Origin of the sequence: Streptococcus sp. 339, assembly GCF_013277285.1 — a bacterium.
Taxonomy (GTDB): domain Bacteria; phylum Bacillota; class Bacilli; order Lactobacillales; family Streptococcaceae; genus Streptococcus; species Streptococcus pseudopneumoniae.
This window is the reverse complement of the sequence record NZ_VMMR01000072.1, coordinates 1-1,095: the sequence shown is the minus strand read 5'-3', so window position 1 is coordinate 1,095 and position 1,095 is coordinate 1. Positions and strand designations below refer to the sequence as shown.

Below are 1,095 nucleotides of genomic sequence, written 5' to 3'. Positions count from 1 at the left end.
AGATTTTATTTTTAGACGCAACAATGGTTTGAGCGTCTGCTTTCTTAGGATGTTCTGGACGTGGCCTAATATTTCGCCAACCATGGCGCTTCAACAGTTGATAGAAGGCATCACGTGTGTAGGAATGACCTAACTCCTTTTTATAAGCCTGAAATAAGGCTTCAATTGTAACAAATTCTCCTGCCTCTGTAGCCTTCAAATGGCGGGCAAGAAAGGCTTTCTCTTCCTCAACTGTCATATATGCATGGTTACGACCACCACGTGTTTCTTGAAGGAGAGAGTCGAGTCCGAACTCCTCATATTTTTTTACATTTCGCCAAATCGTTGTTTGATTACAGTCTAAAAGCTCTATAATCTCTTTATAAGATTTGCCCATCAGACGAAATAGAACGATTTGAAGGCGTTTATGATATTTAGCTGTACGAGAGTCTTTTAAAAGTGTTTTGATGGTTTGGATTTCTTCTTTAGTTGATTTCATATTACTACTATATAATGCTTTTTTATTTTAGTTTAGTATGAGTGTCCTTTTTCACGTCTTTCTTTTCCCACATGAAGAGAGTTCTGACGCCAACATCAAAAACCTTGGCTGCCTCGACATGGCTGTGCCCCTCTTTGATGTAATCTAATTCTCGATGTTTAAAATCTGTACTATATGCCATAGCTTTATTATAACATGCTTGTTTGAAACTAAGAAAATATCAAAACTCCATAATTGTTTTTCTAAAATACAGCTTTCAAATATCCTTAAATATAATAGACTTCCTGTGAAACAAAAATATGATACAATAAAATTATGAAGCAAGTAAACAACTAACTGATACACGATTTAAGCTCCTTGTTGCTGTTCAGCGCACGACTTTTGAAGAGATGTGAGCTGTATTGAAAACAGCTTATCAAGGTAAACACGCAAAAGGGGGACGAAAACCTAAACTAAGCTTAGAAGACCTTCTTATGGCGACTTCAATATGTGCGAGAATATCGAACTTATGAAGAAATTGCGGCTGATTTTGGTATTCACGAAAGCAACTTAACCCATCGGAGTCAATGGGTTGAAGTAACTCTTGTTCAAAGTGGTTTTACGATTTCAAGAACTCC

The 1,095-nt window shown here is 36.7% G+C and carries 1 protein-coding gene and 2 pseudogenes; 1 reads left to right on the top strand and 2 read right to left on the bottom strand.

The features are described 5' to 3' along the window. Positions 1-478 (bottom strand): winged helix-turn-helix domain-containing protein (locus HT736_RS08755; RefSeq protein WP_172930958.1); only part of this gene is annotated, 478 nt, incomplete at its 3' end. Positions 479-519: 41 nt separating this feature from the next. After that, a pseudogene (locus tag HT736_RS08750) lies at positions 520-659 on the bottom strand (IS630 transposase-related protein); the annotation flags it as partial. A 130-nt stretch (positions 660-789) separates the two neighbouring features. On the opposite strand from HT736_RS08750, the pseudogene HT736_RS08745 reads away from it, so the two are divergent. Further along, positions 790-1,095, top strand: a pseudogene (locus HT736_RS08745) (transposase family protein); the annotation flags it as partial.